At 55.1% G+C, this 14,954-nt stretch carries 13 protein-coding genes and 1 pseudogene; 3 read left to right on the top strand and 11 right to left on the bottom strand.

Features of this window, described 5'->3' with window-relative positions; translation table 11 throughout:
* The 10 genes and pseudogenes from AB1E33_RS18350 to AB1E33_RS18305 form a co-directional block, all read right to left on the bottom strand.
* Nucleotides 1-912: pseudogene (locus AB1E33_RS18350) on the bottom strand (helix-turn-helix domain-containing protein); the annotation flags it as partial.
* Nucleotides 913-1,234: 322 nt separating this feature from the next.
* Nucleotides 1,235-2,320, bottom strand: a complete 1,086-nt coding sequence (locus AB1E33_RS18345) for an ABC transporter ATP-binding protein (protein ID WP_372578720.1) — start codon at nt 2,318-2,320, stop codon at nt 1,235-1,237.
* Entirely contained in the window at nt 2,317-3,108 is a 792-nt protein-coding gene (locus AB1E33_RS18340) for an ABC transporter permease (protein ID WP_372578719.1), read from the bottom strand. Before AB1E33_RS18340 ends, AB1E33_RS18345 begins: the two co-directional genes overlap by 4 nt.
* Nucleotides 3,105-4,091, bottom strand: a complete 987-nt coding sequence (locus tag AB1E33_RS18335; protein ID WP_372578718.1) for an ABC transporter permease — start codon at nt 4,089-4,091, stop codon at nt 3,105-3,107. Before AB1E33_RS18335 ends, AB1E33_RS18340 begins: the two co-directional genes overlap by 4 nt.
* Nucleotides 4,092-4,174: 83 nt before the next feature.
* Nucleotides 4,175-5,281, bottom strand: coding sequence for an ABC transporter substrate-binding protein (locus AB1E33_RS18330; RefSeq protein ID WP_372578717.1), 1,107 nt, complete (start codon nt 5,279-5,281; stop codon nt 4,175-4,177).
* A gap of 47 nt (nt 5,282-5,328) precedes the next feature.
* Nucleotides 5,329-6,435, bottom strand: a complete 1,107-nt coding sequence (locus AB1E33_RS18325) for an NAD/NADP octopine/nopaline dehydrogenase family protein (protein WP_372578716.1) — start codon at nt 6,433-6,435, stop codon at nt 5,329-5,331.
* Entirely contained in the window at nt 6,432-7,019 is a 588-nt protein-coding gene (locus AB1E33_RS18320) for a peroxidase-related enzyme (protein ID WP_372578715.1), read from the bottom strand. Before AB1E33_RS18320 ends, AB1E33_RS18325 begins: the two co-directional genes overlap by 4 nt.
* Nucleotides 7,016-7,498, bottom strand: a complete 483-nt coding sequence (locus AB1E33_RS18315) for a hypothetical protein (protein ID WP_372578714.1) — start codon at nt 7,496-7,498, stop codon at nt 7,016-7,018. The genes AB1E33_RS18320 and AB1E33_RS18315 overlap by 4 nt, the downstream gene beginning before the upstream one ends.
* A complete protein-coding gene (locus tag AB1E33_RS18310) occupies nt 7,495-8,967 on the bottom strand; it encodes an NAD(P)-binding domain-containing protein (RefSeq protein ID WP_372578713.1) in 1,473 nt (490 codons plus the stop codon). Before AB1E33_RS18310 ends, AB1E33_RS18315 begins: the two co-directional genes overlap by 4 nt.
* Nucleotides 8,968-9,006: 39 nt before the next feature.
* On the bottom strand, nt 9,007-10,344 hold the full coding sequence (locus AB1E33_RS18305) for an MFS transporter (RefSeq protein ID WP_372578712.1): 1,338 nt from the start codon (nt 10,342-10,344) through the stop codon (nt 9,007-9,009).
* A 343-nt stretch (nt 10,345-10,687) separates the two neighbouring features.
* Here AB1E33_RS18305 and AB1E33_RS18300 point away from each other — a divergent pair, with 343 nt between their 5' ends.
* Nucleotides 10,688-11,614, top strand: a complete 927-nt coding sequence (locus tag AB1E33_RS18300) for a LysR family transcriptional regulator (protein ID WP_372578711.1) — start codon at nt 10,688-10,690, stop codon at nt 11,612-11,614.
* Nucleotides 11,615-11,718: 104 nt separating this feature from the next.
* On the top strand, nt 11,719-12,321 hold the full coding sequence (locus AB1E33_RS18295) for an IS5 family transposase (RefSeq protein ID WP_372578710.1): 603 nt from the start codon (nt 11,719-11,721) through the stop codon (nt 12,319-12,321).
* 87 nt (nt 12,322-12,408) lie between these two features.
* Here AB1E33_RS18295 and AB1E33_RS18290 read toward each other — a convergent pair whose 3' ends face one another.
* Nucleotides 12,409-13,419, bottom strand: a complete 1,011-nt coding sequence (locus tag AB1E33_RS18290; protein WP_372578709.1) for a LacI family DNA-binding transcriptional regulator — start codon at nt 13,417-13,419, stop codon at nt 12,409-12,411.
* A 212-nt stretch (nt 13,420-13,631) separates the two neighbouring features.
* Here AB1E33_RS18290 and AB1E33_RS18285 point away from each other — a divergent pair, with 212 nt between their 5' ends.
* On the top strand, nt 13,632-14,900 hold the full coding sequence (locus tag AB1E33_RS18285) for an ABC transporter substrate-binding protein (RefSeq protein ID WP_372578708.1): 1,269 nt from the start codon (nt 13,632-13,634) through the stop codon (nt 14,898-14,900).
* The last annotated feature ends 54 nt before the right edge of the window (nt 14,901-14,954 follow it).

Here is a 14,954-nt window from a genome sequence, read left to right as displayed (position 1 = left end):
AACATAGCGGAGGACCAATTCAGTGGGGGAGGACCAACGATGTAGCGGCTGTAGTCGTCGAGGATCGTCGAGAGATAGAACCAGCCCCAGCCGATCACCTTCAGGTAGGTGAAGTCGGTTTGCCAAAGCTGGTTCGGCCTTGTGGTCTTGTCATGGAACTCGTCCGCGGCCTTGATCACGTTGAAGGCTGGGCCAGTAATCAGATCCTGCTCCTTGAGGATGCGATAGACGGAAGGCTCTGATACAAAGTATTTCTTTGTGTCCGTGAACCGGAACGCCAGCTCACGCGGCGACAGTTCCGGCTCATCCAGAGCGAGGTCAACGACAGCCTGTCTGATCTCGTTGGGGATGCGGTTCCAGACCCGGCCGGGATGTGGGCGGCGATCTTCAAGCCCGGCCCCGCCAAACGCCTGATACCGGGCATACCAGCGGTAGAACGTGGTCTTTGGGATGCCGAGATGTGCCAGCGTCCGCTTCACCGGCAAGTGGGACTGCTCGACGATCCGGATGATCTCGAGCTTCTCGGTTGCGGGATATCTCATATGTCGCCGCCCCCATCCCCGAGCATGCTTTTTTGAGCAAGCGGTTTTCCAAAGTGAGGTCCGCAACCGCCTCCTTCAGCGCTGCCGCCTCGGACCGCAGCTCTTTCACTTCGGGGCTTGTCGCCTGCCTGGCCGTGTCGCCCGCCAGCCGCTTCTTGCCAGCCTCAAGGAATTCCTTCGACCAGGAATAGTACAAACTCGTCGCGATCCCCTCGCGCCGACAAAGCGCAGCAATGCTCTCCTCGCCACGCAGGCCCTCCAGCACAATGCGGATCTTCTCTTCCGCAGAATGATGCTTGCGCGTCTTGCGGCGGATGTCTTTGACGACCCGTTCGGCCGCCGGTTTGTCGGTTCCAACTTTCAGTCTCATCTTCACTCCTTGACGGTTCAGATGAGCCAGAAACCTTCCGTTATGCAAATACTCTAATCAGGCCCAAAGGTGCTGATCACGGACCGCTTTCGTTGTATTCCGAGCAGTTCGTGACCCGGTACTTTGCTTTGAGGAATTTGTCGCGACGGGCATCATTGAATTTGTATGGCATCCACGGCAACTCACGGAAAGAAAAGCACCAGAGCTAGCCCGGGAGAACGATCCGTGAAACACGGTCCATAGACGCCTCCATTCAGGTTGTTTGCAAACCCACAATGGCACATCGAGGCCAGCGGGGGCGTCTACACCGTCAGATCCCCTGTCATTCGCGCAATACCGCCATATTGTCACTTTCCCATCCAATCCATACCGGATCGGAACCCACGGACTGGCCTGTCTCAGCATCGACAAACGCACGTAAGATTGCACCCTGAGTTTCCTCGACCATCAGGTCCACGGTCATTCGGCTACCAAGAAATGTCTTTCCGATGACCTTGCCCAGCACCGAATTCGTCGCATCCGATCGCGTTGCATAAAACCCCAACTTCTCCAGTCGTATCGATGCTGTTACGGAATCCCCTACGCCCGGCGCGCCTGCAGGGGCGTGGCCATGCAGAGTCTGGCCAAACCAATCCATCATGACCGTATCCCCTTCCCGACCACATACTTGACCGGTCAACAGATTCGTATCGCCTATGAACTCGGCCACGAACCGCGTGGCCGGGTGAAAATACAAATCTTCTGGCGTGCCGTCCTGTTCAACCCGGCCATTGTTCATCACCACAATCCGATCGGACATGGTCAGCGCTTCTTCCTGATCGTGGGTCACGAAGAAAAACGTCTTGTGCGTCCGGCGCTGAATCGCCTTAAGTTCCTGCTGGACTTGACTGCGCAATTTGGCATCGAGTGCGCCCAATGGCTCATCCAAAAGCAAAAGTGCAGGGTCCGGAGCCAATGCGCGGGCCAAAGCCACCCGTTGGCGCTGACCGCCCGACAGCTGACCTGGATAACGATCACCGAAGGCACCCAATTCAAGAAAGGACATGATTTCGTCCTGCCGCCGCCGGATCGCCGATTTATCCATTCCTTTTAGTTCAAGCCCAAAAGAAATATTCTGACGAACAGTCATATGTGGAAACAACGCATAGTCCTGAAAGACCATATTTACATGCCGCTTTTCCGGGGGCAGTGCCGTAACGTCCTCGTCATCCAGAATGACCCGTCCGGATGTTGGGCGCTCAAATCCTCCCAGAATGCGCAGCGTTGTCGACTTTCCACAGCCCGAAGGGCCAAGAAACGTAACAAACTCACCGCGTGCGATATCCAGAGTCAGATTATCAAGCGCGACGACCGGACCAAAATGCTTGGAAACTCCTTCAACGCGGACGAGAGGACTGGAGTCGGTCATGCTTTGGTTTCCTTGTTCATGCGGCGCGTGAATCGCTCAGCCCAGATACCGATGGCTGCGGTCAGGAGCAATGCAACGGTCGCAATAGCGTTGATTTCGGGCGACATGCCCGATTTGAGCTTGGCAAAGATCAAAACCGGCAGTGTCGGCTCATAGCCACCCAGAAAGAACGACCGTACAAAGTCGTCAAAGCTGAGCAGCAGGCAGAATATGCTTGCCCCGAGGATGGCGGGGATGAGATAGGGCAGCGTAATCCGTAAAAAGGCGATGATCGGATCGGCGCCCAGATCGCGCGCCGCCTCGATCTGGCTTTTGGGAAGGGTTGAGAGCCGCGCCATGACCACCAGCGCCACAAACGGCACGTTGTGCACCGCATGGGCCCAAATAATTGCCCCCATTCCGGGTTCGATCCCTAGCCAGCGAGCATAGATGCGAAAGGCGATCGCTGAAATGATGCCGGGCACAAGCGCGGGCAGCACTGTCAATCCGAAGATCGCAGTTCGACCGAAGAATTTACGGCCTTCCAGCAAGACCGCGATCCACGTGCCAACTGCCACCGAGACCAATGTTGCCAACACAGCGATGGCAATCGAGTAGCCCAGTGTCGAAACCACTTCGGTATCGGCAAAGACACCGGTGTACCAATCCAACGTCCAGGAGCGGATCGGAAATCCGATGAACTTGCTGTCTTTGAACCCCATCAGGATCATCAGGATCAGCGGCACGAACACGTAAAGGACAAAGGCCCAGTAGACACAGGACAGCAGAATGCGATTGCCGCGGTTCATTTGGTGTCTCCTTTGCGCAATGCTTTCATCAGCTTTTGAAAGGCGCCTGTCAGGAACATGGCCGCAACAAACATGATGGTCGCAAAGGCCGCGCCGGTTGGCCACTCATCCCCGGCCACATGGAAAAACCCGGCAATGGTTTCGGCAAAAACTGTGGTGGACGGCCCGCCCAGCAGAACCGGCGTTGCGTAGAACCCGGTCGAAATCAGAAAGACCAGAGTACACCCCGATGAAATTCCTTCGATCGTCAGCGGCAGCGTTATGCGGCGAAAACGGGTCCAGGCCGATGCGCCAAGATCCGCCGCTGCTTCGTTGTAGCTATCGGGCAGTTTCTCAAGCGCCGAATATAGGGGTAGCAGCATGTAAAGCGCGGTCAGATAGACAATCCCCACACCCATGGAAAAGCTTGTGTACATAAACGGAATGGGCCGGTCGATCAGGCCAATCCATTTCAGTAGCTGATTGACTGCACCGGTGTTCCCCAGAAGGATCATGATCGCATAGGTGCGCACAATCTCACCGACCCAGAATGGGATCAGCAACAACAACAACAACAGCATTTGGTTTTTTCGGCTGACGTGCCGGGCCAGAAAATAGGCAACAGGATAGGTCAGAACCAAAGTGCAGAAAGTAAAGATTCCGGCGAAGGTCAGAGTCCGAAAGAACGGTTGCCAGAAAATGCGGTCCTCAAAGAAACGTCGATAGTTATCCAAGGTGAAATGTTGCTCTACCCCCGGTGCAACCGGATAGGCGTCCGTCAGGCTCACCCGGAGCATTTGCAGCATCGGTCCCAAATGCTGGGTCAGAACCCACAGCAACGGAAAGACCGCCAGGATCAGGAACTGACGCCGCGGCGAGGCGGTCACAAACCGGGTAAAGGAACGATACGGTGTCCAACTTGCCAAGCGCCCCCAAAAAGTGAGGCTTTTCTCGATTGGTAAGACAATACCGCCGTTCGCGCGCGGCGTAGCGTCGTTACTCATGAGGGTATCCTTTTCGGATTACTTTGAGGGACTTGCCCGCCGGTTTTGGCGGGCAAGTACAGTCAGAAGTTTCCATGCAAGGCTCAGGACGCTTTTATCGCCTCGACGGCCGGATCGACCAGCCCATATTTCATCTCATTCGCCTCGGCGCGGAAAAACTGAAGATTGGCCAGTTCTTCATCAGGGAAGGATGTCGCCTTTTTCTCAAGCTCCGTCAGGTATTGGGACGCATCCTTGTAGGTCGAGATAAAGCCCGACGCCTTGGTCATCGCTGCCCCGATTTCCGGCGAAGCGAGAATAGCGTTCAGGAAGGTATAGGCGTTGTCGGCATTGGGAGCGTTGTTGGCGATGTTGTATGTGTAAACAAAGCCATAAGACCCCTCTTGTGGGATCGACATAGCAAGCGGGAAATCATCGGTGATGAGTGCCGCTGCGGGGCCGTTCCAGCTTTGCGCCAGGGCGATATCCTGATTGACGAACATTTGCTGAACTTCCGCGCCACCGTCATAGTATTTGCGCACCAGCGGCTTCTTTTCGATCAGGAATTGCTTGGCCTCTTCGACAATCATTGCCGCTTTTTCTGGGTCCTCGAGGTACTCGACCATGTTCCCGTCATAGCCCATCTTGAGCATGACGATCGACATCATATCCTGAATGATATAGGCGGTCTGGCCCTTATATTTCTCAGAGAACAAGGTGTTCCAGGTCTTGGCCTCTTCGGCGCTGACCAAGTCGGTATTATAGGACAACACCTCCATGCCCGACAGGATCGGAGCGCCCCATTTTTCGCCGTTGATCGTCGACCACTCGCTTTCTGAAAAGACAGGATTGATATTGCCCCAATTACTCAGACGGCTGGTATCCAGCGGTGCCAGAAGCTCATTATCGATAAATTGCAGGAAACGGTGGCCCGCAACGGTCATGATATCGACCGTCGGATTGGGGGCTTCTGCGGCCAGCAGATTGAACTGCTTGCCCTGGTCGTCAACAAGACGAATATTGACCTTGATCCCGGTCTCGGCTTCGAACTGTTCCTTGAAGGCTTTGGGCACAAAGTCATTGTAGGTCCAGATATTCACTTCACCGTCTGCGGCGTTGGCGCGGCGCAGATAGACGGGACTGGCAAGAGCTGTGGCACCCACGGCTGCAGTGCCTAAAAAACGACGGCGGCTAATGATAAGTTTGGTCATCTTGAGCGTCTCCTTGTTGGTTAATTTGGATCCGTATACTTTGTAATTTACGGCACGGGATTAGATGTCTTTTGCAGCAACCCGGTACGGGCGGCCTTCTGCAGGTCGTGTAGCTCAAAACGATTCAGATCCAACGCTTGCAGGAGTTCGTTTTCCTGCGCGAAATCCCGACCGTACATCGCCGAGAATATTTTAATCCCTGCTTCATGCAAATCAGCGGGCTGTTCTACAAGCCTGCCCAGAGTGGCCGTAACCTGCAATCCATAGGGAACGTCCTCGGTAACATAGCGACTGTCGGCGGTCTTCGGGCCAAGCCCGCCATACCCGCGCGTGTGCATCTGCTGGTTCATTTCAGAAACGGGTGCGGCGGGCACATGAAAGCTTTGGTGAAAATGCTCGAAGATGGTTTTTACGTCCAGATTCATTGCCTTGGCGATTGCCAGACGCTCGACATCCAGTTGTTCCAGCAACCGACCTACTTTGGGGGTGACATTCTGGCCCTGGCTCCAATCCTCTCCGCGCTCCATCCGGGTGATGTTGCACAGTGCTATCCCAAGGTGGTTTTGCGGGTTGAGGTTGGATAGAGAAATGGCCAACAGCCCATCGCGCGGCTGGAACCGTTTGCCAAACAAGGTTTGGCACAAGTCGAGCCCGTTGGTGGCCTGTGTGTCTGGCACGGTGCAAAGATCGACCCTATTGCGCACCGTATTGACGCGAACCAATGCGCCATCCTGCTTGCGGCCAGAAACAATCGTAGTGCCCCAGGCCGTAACCGGTGCCTGCGTTCCAAAGGCCGCCAGTGCCTGAGCTAGATAGACCGCACCGAAAGAGGCATGAGATGAAATGATGATGTGCTGGCCATCGCGTATATGCGGCGCCAGTGCATCCATAACAGCCTTGTGGCCATATGCCGGCACCGCGATGAACAAGGCATCGCTGTTATCGGAAAGTTCTTGTGCCGAATTCGCAATATTTGGACGGAATTCGGCCTCTATCACCCCTCGGGCCTGAAGTGGCTCATGAGTAAAAATTTCGGTCCCTGCCCCGGACGGCGACCAAAGCATTGGGATATGTCGGTTCTTGTACAGCAAGGCGGCCGTGCCGAAGGCAATGGCTCCAGCCCCGGCGATACCGATGCGCAGTGGGTCGCTCATACCGTCACCTTTTGGGGCACCGGATCACCGAGAACATGCATGAGCCGATTAGCCCAACCAAACAACGCAGAAGACAGGATCAGATCGAAAATTTCTTCACCTGACAAACCGGCGTTACGTAGGGCCTCAATATCCTCGGGCCCGGCTGTGGGCGGTGCTTCGGCAGATTTCCGGGCAAAGTCAAAAATTGCCTGATCCCTAAGACTAAGGTCAGCCTCTTCTCCGCTGGCAAACAGCGCGTCGGTCACAGTAGTATCCCGGGTCAGTTTGGCGTGGCGGTCCGCGTGAACAGCGGCGCAATAAATGCAATGGTTGACCATCGATGCCCCCAGCGCGCCAAGTTCGCGTTCTGCCCGCGACATGCCGCCCCGATCGTACATGATCGCGTTGAACAGCGGTGAACGCACTGCCAGGCTTTCGACATCATGGGCCAGGGTTAGAACATAGCCCGATACTTTTGTGTTGGATGGCGTGACCTTGAGCGCATTAAGCTGTTCTTGAGTGGCGTCTTTCAATTTGACCGGAACTACGCGTGGCCGCCATTCAGGTACATTGCGGGTGAATTTGCGGATGATATCGCTCATGCTGCCTCACTTTGCATCAGTCGCAGCCCGGCAATGACCCTGATCTGAAAAGCCAGGAAGGCCACGAGTTCGCACAAACGGACGATATCCGGATCAGAGATTTTGGCGACCTGCAGGATTTGTATATCCAATGCCGTGACGTCGCTGGTCTGGTTGGCAACCTTGTCAACGAGGGCCAGAACTGCCTCCTGCCCTTGTGCCGCGCCGGGCGTGTTCGGATCGCTCAGCGCTGCGTATTGTCCCGCATCCGCAAGATAGTACGCCGCAAGCATTCCGTCCCCGGCCAGGTTCGCAACCCGTGCAGCAATGGCCGCCCGCAGATCATGCCCGAACGCGCCAATGTCTTTTGGTCGTAACACCGCATCTTCGGCATCTTGGGTCATCTCGATAATGTTGGCGCGCGCTGACACAGCACTGGCCACCTCACTATCAGCGACCACACCGGCCAGTTTTGTGATCGTCGTCTCAGAGAGGCTCATGCGACCTTCCCCTCCTGCGATTGTGCGGTTGCGTCCAGCTCGGTGGGTTCCCATTCATCGCCCAGAAGCTCGGGCGTGTCATAGTCTTGCATCCGCTGCCATTGGGCCTGCACATCCTCACCATAAAGAGACGCCGCTATTGCCCGAGTCAGCCAGGATGCCCCATCGCTGATCCCGGGGATGTCACCACTCACTTTACCCAAACTCGCCGACGCGCCAAAATTGAAACAATATACATTGTTCAGCCATGGGGCTTTGCCAGGGTGTTTTTCCCGGAAGCTGAAATCGGAGTTCAGATAGGGGAACCGCCCCAGATCACCGGATTCTTCGCCCACCGGCGGCACGTATACGTCCTGCCAGAGAAGAATTTCGGAAGCGGTGTCTCCAAACTCAGTCCGGGCCATTGGATCGATCACAAACCCTGTTCCCAGGATGACAAAATCCGCCTCATAGGATGTACCATCAGCAAAATGGACAACCGCAGCATCACCTTGTTGTTCGATGCTGGTCGTTGCCTTGCCAAAGTGGAAATACGCATTGGGATGACGACTGACGCGCAATGTCGAACCACGCGGCGATGGGGTTTGTGTTGCGAAGCTGTATTGCATAAACCGCCAGCGCCACTCATTGGGCAATGCTGCATACCCGGCGGTGAAACCATAACTGCCAATCCCCATCATCTTGTTGATCGTCGGCATTTCCTTGCGCCGGATCAGATGACGTGCCTCGGCTGCGCCGTGCTCAAGAGCTTCGGCGGAATTGTCCACCGCAGAGGCACCGACACCTATGACTGCGACGCGCTTGTCCTTCAGCGTCGCAAAGTCGATGTCGTCCGCGCTATGTGCCCAAAGGTGGCGCGGAACCTCTTTGATAAAGTCAGGAATGTTGGGACCGCCTGTACCATCGCGCCCGGTGGCGAACACCAGCTTTCGGGTCAGGATCTCTCCGCTTTGCGCGCCGGAGACGGTCAGCCGCAACAGATCACCTTCGGGCTCAACGCGATCAACCGAGACGCCGTTTTCAACCGGAATTCCAAGTACCTTGCGGTACCAGCACAGATAATCCATCCACATGGGTCGCGGAATCTTGTCCAGCTCTCCCCAGGCGTTTGTACCAAACTGCGCTCTGTACCAGGCCTGAAACGTCAAAGAGCCATGACCATAAGCCGGGCCGGTCAGCGTTTTGGGCGACCGCAGCGTTTCCATACGTGCATACCCAAGCCAAGGTCCTTCTTGACCTTCTGCGGCGCGATCCAGAACCCGAACATTATGAATGCCGCCCGATTTCAGCGCGAACCAAGCCAGGTTGCCACACATGCCACCACCGATAATGACAACATCCGACACACCCTCTCTTTGCGGCACCCAAGCCTTGTCGGGATAGTTCAGAAAACTCAGGTCCTCTCTGAGCCGCGCCTCAAGCGCGGGTAGACCCTTTGAATCTATGGGTGAAGACATATCATTTAGCATTTAGGCCATCCTGCATATGTTTTTTATTGTGAGCCCGCATCACGTGGACCTCCGGTTCCAGTTCGGATGTAAGTCATCAATATGATACGCGTGGACATGTTGGCGGGACGCGCCAGAAACCGGCACTTGTTTCAGATGCGGGTGTTTATCTGGCAGGTCGTGGTGGGAATGTGCCCGTTCCAGCGGGTCATTGTTGGGCCAAACCAATATCGCAACACTCGCAACCACCGCACTCATGCCGGACAGCACAAGCAGCGCCATCTCAAGCGACACAACTCCGCCGAGCCAGCCAGCCAGGGGATAGGCGACCAACCAGGCCGCATGGCTCAATGAAAACTGGGCTGCAAATACAGCAGGTCTGTCGCGGCGCGCAGCGGACCGGGTAGTCACCAGACCGCCCGGAGTAATCACCAGTGAAGATACGAAACCAAAAATGGCCCAGATCACGGTCAGGAGTGGTGCTGGCACAATCGGCAAGGTAGCAAATGCCGCACCAGCGACCGAAAATCCAGATACGCCGATCAGTATCACATTGCGCTCACTTATCCGGTGCAACAGTTTTGGCACAGCGAACGCCCCCAGTGCGGCTCCGATACCGTACGAAGCCATCAGCATTGGAAAAAACCTTTCGGCATTGCCCAGTCGGGCACCTGCATACACGACGGTGTTCACCAAGACCCAAGCCATCACAATTGACAGAGAAAGGTTGAGCAGAACCAACCCGCGCAATCTTGGGGTCTGTCGGTAAATCCAAACTCCGCGGAATGCACTCTTGAGAAACGGACCCTTACGCGAAACCTCGCGGTGGGTGGGAAAGTGTGTCAGTAGCAGCGCAAGAACGGAACCCGCAAAGAATGTCGCTGATGCAAAGAAAAGCTCATGTGCCGCCAATCCGTTTAGCAGGACTGCAGCAATTACCGGGCTTAGCACCGCTTCAAGAGTATAGGCGACACGCGACCAAGCAAGCGCTTTGGTGTAGACGTCTTCCTCAGGCAAGATATCCGGAACCACAGACTGAAAAAGCGGTGTAAATCCCGCCGTCAACGAAAAAAATACAAAGACCAGCGCCGCGACCTGCCAAGTTTGCGTAACAAACGTCATTGGCAGCAACAGCAACATCCGACCAAGACCAAGCGACACCATTGCCGGCTTGCGCCGCAAGCCAGACAGCAGAGTTTCAGCGAGCGGAGCCAAAACAACATAGGCCACCATTTTTAGTGCCAGCAGCATCCCCAGCAATTGCCCGCCGAAGGCCGCACCGCCAATGCGGTAAGCTGCCAACGAAAGCGCAACAGTCAACAGCCCTACGCCCAAAAGCGAGCAAATCTGTGACGCAAACAGGCTACGAAATGCTGGATTTGCAAGCGGGCTATTCAAGTCTCGACGTCTCCTGAGGTGGATGGCATCGAATGACGATGGAGGATTGCTGATCCAAAGCAAGCCTGATCTGGGTATGTGCGAACAATTGTCTGGCTGCAGTTGCGGCCATCCTCCGTGTGTTTGATATGTCGCTCATGGCAGCCCTGCAAAGTAACATGGGGTACAGGCATTTGCCGTAGCCAGCGACCGTTTGGTCTCGAACTGGTGAACAGTATCATTCACAGGTTCAGCTGACATAGCGTCGATCCTCTTATCATTTACCTTGCAGCTTGCTATGCTAAATTTGCATAATGATGGCTAGATGATGCTGTATCGTAATTATGAGTGTTGAACTATGTCAATGAAGAAGAATGCCCGTCCTGACATTCGCTCGATGGAAGTTTTCGCAGCAGTCGTTAGTTGCGGGTCGATGACAGCAGCCGCTCAGATGCTGTCCGTCAGCCAACCTGCCGTCACGCGGATGGTGCGCGACCTGGAAACACGCGTTGGTTTTAGCCTGTTCGAACGAAACGGACCCAAAATAGCTCCAACCGAAAAGGGCATGAAATTCTTTGAAGAATCCCAGCGTGTTATGGCTAACTTAACGCAATTGACGATGCGTGCGCATGCCATCAGGGACGAAAAGATTGCCGCGATTGATATTGTTGCGACGCCCACCATGTCTGCGGGTCTTGTCGCTCCAGTCTTGTCGCGTATTGCAGATGTCTTGCCTGATTTCGTTCACGTCGAAACGATCAGCGCAGAACGGGTCATCCATGCATTGCGCCAACGGACCGCTGATCTAGGTATTTCGGCATTTCCAATCGATCATGACCGCCTAAGATGCCTTGCCAGGTTCGAATCAAGCCTTGTGGCCGTCGTTCAAGAGGGCAGTCCTTTTGATCGGCCCGGACCTCTGCCACTCGCTGTATTCGCCGAGGAAAGGCTCGCAACGATAAGCAATAGCTACCGCATCCGCCGCGCCATAAACCAGGCATTTGACGAAAACAAAGTGGTTCCCGCCCGTGAAATCGCAACGAACTCATCACTGAATGCAGCGATGGCGGCTAGGTCCGGGCTGGGAATCGCAATATGCGATCCTGTCACCGCACTTGGCGTACCGGTTAGGGGAGTGAAAATTCGTATGCTGTCTGAGCAGATAAAGTACGATTGGGGTCTGTTTGCCAATGACGAAAACGGGATGAAAGATCAGCTCGACCTCGTGACCGAGGCATTCGCGAAGGAAAGTGAGCTGATCATTAAAAGGATCTCTTACTTAGTCACCTAAAACGAGAGTTCGCCGCCTAGGTATTTCTGGGTTCGTTGGACTGTGTTGCACGGATCGGCTGCTCAAAGTATTCCCAGCGTTTTCTGTGATGTGAGCGACGGTCGATGCCCCCCAAATTCAATGATGCCCGTCGCGATAAGTTTGAAAAAGCAAAGTACCGGGTCACGAACTGCTCGGATTACAATGAAAGTCTCCGGCGTCGAGGTGACGTGACGATCTGGGTGTCTGATGATGTGGTGCAGAAATGGAGATCGCCGCGCCGCAAGACACGCGGCGGTCAGTCGCGTTACTCCGATTTAGCAATCGAGATTTGCATCGCTCTGCGGGTCGTGTTTCGACTTCCGCTCAGGCAGACTCAGGGCTTCGTACGGTCGATTGCCAAGCTGATGGGGTTGAACCTCGCAGTGCCGGATTACTCGACGCTATCGCGACGTGGCAAAGGGCTGATGATCGCCCAAAATCGGCGAGCTGCGAGTCAGCCAATCACACTCATTGTGGATAGCACGGGTCTGAAAGTGCGTGGCGACAATGACTGGCATACAGAAAAACACGGCATCAGGAAGGCCCGTAAAACCTGGCGCAAGCTCCACATCGCCTTTGATCAGGAGACAGGCAACGTCGCTGCTACGGAGCTGACCACCGAACACGTGGGTGACGAAACGGCGCTGCCAGACTTGATTGCTGAAATGGATGCCGAAAGTGAATAGCTGGAGAAATCCTGGCGATAAGGGTGTCCAATACATCGCTGGCTCTGGTCGTTAAGAATGTGCGCGACGGTTCTGGGATTGTAAGTACTACCTATCCGGGGCTTCTCCCGATGTACCTCGAACTTTCAGGGTCGCGGAATACTCGAAATGACGGACTGGGAGATCGGGTGTTCGCATTCGGTCTAGAAGGATTTCGGCCAACCGCTTGCCTAACTTCTTCGGGTCGATCGCCATGGTTGTGAGGCCGGGCGTCGAGACGGCAGCATCCTCGATGTCATCGAAGCCTACTACTGAAAAGTCATGCCCCGGGTTCAACCCAGACTGAATCAAGCCGAAGCAGGCACCAAGCGCTACAACATCTCCGTTACAAACAATGCCTGTCACCTCGGGGTGTTTGTGACGGAGCGCTGCGACAGCGTCAAATCCGGCGCGCTTGGTCTCCTCACATGGCCAGATTATTGGGCGCACGCCATCCAGCTTTTCACAAGCGCTAAGGTAACCGGCGATGCGCTCCTCGCGCACCGATGTTTGCTCGGTTCCACCAAAGTAGGCGATGTGCCTGTGTCCCAAATCAATCAAATGCTGTGTAGCTTGAGAAAGAGCCTCGGTGTTTAGAACACCGACGTGATCAAGGGACTGTGATACCTTGCGCATGAAAGTAACAGCGGGAACACCGTGGGTTTCCAGAAGCTCCATAGCGTCCTCGTTCGTGTCGAGCGCCGGAACCCAAATCAAACCACGGCGGCCAAATCTGATGCAGGCTTCCAGGAGGCGGTCCTGACGCTGAAGATCTCCTTGTGCATCGAGGACCGACACCATGAAACCTTCGGTTTCGAGCAAGTCGACGGCGCCACTGACAACCTCTGCGTTAAACGGATTGGCCAATTTGTTAATGATAAAACCGATTTCGCGATTGTCACCCGATCGCATTGTGGCAGCCGCTTGATTTGGGACGTAGCGCAGACGCTTGGCTGCGCTCAAAACTTTCTGACGTGTCTTTTCTGAAATTCGACCGGTGTCACGCATAACTTGGCTGACGGTTGGAACCGACACACCCGCTTCTTTGGCAACGCTGGATAAGGTGGGCTTTTTCGTCATGGGTCACAATTTAGATATAACGTTTACCTAAAATCGCAGTCGATTTTGCAGATGGCAAGAAAATTATGGGTAGTGCCGCACGGCAACAGACTTGACTCGTGATACAACGATATACCATATTAACTGCATTCGCCCATAGACTGACTCTGAGGTGTCGGCGAGGGAGAGAGGTTGCCTGGTTTTTTGTCAGCCTCAGACATAGGGAGGAAAACATGTCGATTCATCTGAAACTTTCGGGTGCCGTGTCCGGTGTGGCCATGCTTGTCGGCGCTGTTGCAGTGCAAGCTGAAACTCTGTTCTGGTCGACCCAGGCCCGGCCTGCCGAAGAAGCGCAGGCTATGCGGACCGAGGTCCTTGGTGGCTTCGATGGCGGAGTGGATTACCAGCCGAACGAAGACGGCCCTTGGCTGACACGTTTGCAAGCTGAACTGCAAGCCGGCTCGGGCAGTATTGACTTGCTGGGCTCTTTGCACGGCAACTTCTCGGCAATGAACCCTGATGACCTGATGGATCTCAGTGATCTTGGCGTCATGTCGGCCTCAGACACTTTCAATGATCTGGCCAAACTGGGAACTGACAGCCTGCACTACATGCCGTGGATGCAAGCGAGCTATATCATGGCTGCCAACACCGAGGCGCTGCAGTACCTGCCTGATGGTGCGGACATTAATGCACTGACCTATGACCAGTTGATCGCATGGGCAGCGAACGTTGAAGAATCGACAGGTCAGAAGAAGTTCGGCTTTCCTGCAGGGCCGAAGGGTCTGAAACACCGCTTCTTCCAGGGCTACCTCTACCCGTCCTACACTGATGGTGTCGTGCGGACATTTGCATCGCCGGAGGCTGTGACGGCATGGGAGAAGTTCAAAGAGCTCTGGAGCCATACAAACCCTGCATCGACCAACTTCTCATTCATGCAGGAGCAGCTGTTGAACGGCGATGCCTGGATTGTCTTTGACCACACCTCGCGCCTCGCGCAGGCGTTTAATGAGCGCCCCGACGATTTCGTCGCCTTCCCGGCGCCTGCTGGTCCGACCGGTCGTGGCTTCATGCCCGTTCTGGCAGGTGTTGCCATCCCACGCACCGCGCCGGATGCCGAAGGTGCCAAAGCTTTGGTGACTTATCTGATGCAGCCTGAAACACAGATCGCGACCCTGAAGGCCACAAACTTCTTCCCCGTGGTTGAAGTCGAACTGCCAGACGATCTGCCGCCTTCGGTCAAAGCCGCCGGCGAAGCGGTTGCAACGATGAGCGGATCACCAGATGCTAATCCTGGCCTGCTGCCTGCGGGTCTGGGTAGCATGGGTGGGGATTTCAATCGTGTTTACGTAGATGCGTTCGAACGCATTGTTTTGGCTGGTCAGCCTATTGAACAGGTTCTGGAAGATCAAAAGAAACGGCTGGAAAAGATCATGACTGAAACTGGCGCGCCTTGCTGGGCACCAGACGCACCTTCCGAAGGTGCTTGCCCGGTCGAATAAGACCTTCCCTGACTGCCGGGCCGCCGAAGCAGTGGCCCGGCTCACCAGCAAAAT

Source organism: Ruegeria hyattellae (assembly GCF_041537925.1).
Classification (GTDB): domain Bacteria; phylum Pseudomonadota; class Alphaproteobacteria; order Rhodobacterales; family Rhodobacteraceae; genus Ruegeria_C.
Note: the sequence above shows the minus strand (reverse complement) of the source record. Positions and strands in the feature narration are given on the sequence as shown.

Bases quoted from the DNA above. Each gene is read 5' to 3' on its own strand.
- AB1E33_RS18325 (WP_372578716.1), bottom strand. From the start codon at position 6,435: ATGAGCGACCCACTGCGCATCGGTATCGCCGGGGCTGGAGCCATTGCC.
- AB1E33_RS18320 (WP_372578715.1), bottom strand. From the start codon at position 7,019: ATGAGCGATATCATCCGCAAATTCACCCGCAATGTACCTGAATGGCGG.
- AB1E33_RS18285 (WP_372578708.1), top strand. From the start codon at position 13,632: ATGTCGATTCATCTGAAACTTTCGGGTGCCGTGTCCGGTGTGGCCATG.
- AB1E33_RS18310 (WP_372578713.1), bottom strand. From the start codon at position 8,967: ATGCTAAATGATATGTCTTCACCCATAGATTCAAAGGGTCTACCCGCG.
- AB1E33_RS18335 (WP_372578718.1), bottom strand. From the start codon at position 4,091: ATGAGTAACGACGCTACGCCGCGCGCGAACGGCGGTATTGTCTTACCA.
- AB1E33_RS18315 (WP_372578714.1), bottom strand. From the start codon at position 7,498: ATGAGCCTCTCTGAGACGACGATCACAAAACTGGCCGGTGTGGTCGCT.
- AB1E33_RS18340 (WP_372578719.1), bottom strand. From the start codon at position 3,108: ATGAACCGCGGCAATCGCATTCTGCTGTCCTGTGTCTACTGGGCCTTT.
- AB1E33_RS18345 (WP_372578720.1), bottom strand. From the start codon at position 2,320: ATGACCGACTCCAGTCCTCTCGTCCGCGTTGAAGGAGTTTCCAAGCAT.
- AB1E33_RS18290 (WP_372578709.1), bottom strand. From the start codon at position 13,419: ATGACGAAAAAGCCCACCTTATCCAGCGTTGCCAAAGAAGCGGGTGTG.
- AB1E33_RS18295 (WP_372578710.1), top strand. From the start codon at position 11,719: ATGCCCCCCAAATTCAATGATGCCCGTCGCGATAAGTTTGAAAAAGCA.
- AB1E33_RS18300 (WP_372578711.1), top strand. From the start codon at position 10,688: ATGAAGAAGAATGCCCGTCCTGACATTCGCTCGATGGAAGTTTTCGCA.
- AB1E33_RS18330 (WP_372578717.1), bottom strand. From the start codon at position 5,281: ATGACCAAACTTATCATTAGCCGCCGTCGTTTTTTAGGCACTGCAGCC.